The following is a 337-nucleotide window of genomic DNA, read 5'->3' on the forward strand; positions in this document are numbered from 1 at the left end:
TTGAAGTCGGCGGCCTGTTCTTCACTCAAGGCACCGTCTTTCACAAACTGCAGCAACCAGGCATTCCAACTGATCAGCCCTTTTTTACCTTGGGTGGACAGTTTTTTTCCCAGCGTAAATACCATTACCCGAAGCTGGTTGGGGTCTCGGAGGACGCTTTTTTCATAGTCGAGCGTTTCTAGCAATGCGCTGGTCAGCGCGGCCTCAGCTGGATGTGTCAGTTTCATTAACAGCAGGCCGCGCCTTACCACTTCTTGTTCGATGAGCATGTGCGGTTTCCTTGTCCGAGTCAGTGGCCCACTACGCGTAAAACCACAGCAGGGGGGGCTGGCGTACC

1 protein-coding gene is annotated in these 337 nt (G+C 53.7%); it reads right to left on the reverse strand.

Annotated elements, in window-relative coordinates; all coding sequences use genetic code 11:
* Window positions 1-269: hypothetical protein (locus GHO25_RS25860; protein ID WP_153393454.1), on the reverse strand; the 269-nt coding region annotated here is incomplete at its 3' end.
* Between the last annotated feature and the right edge of the window lie 68 nt (window positions 270-337).

The organism is Pseudomonas sp. FSL R10-1350, assembly GCF_009600525.1.
Lineage (GTDB): Bacteria > Pseudomonadota > Gammaproteobacteria > Pseudomonadales > Pseudomonadaceae > Aquipseudomonas > Aquipseudomonas helleri.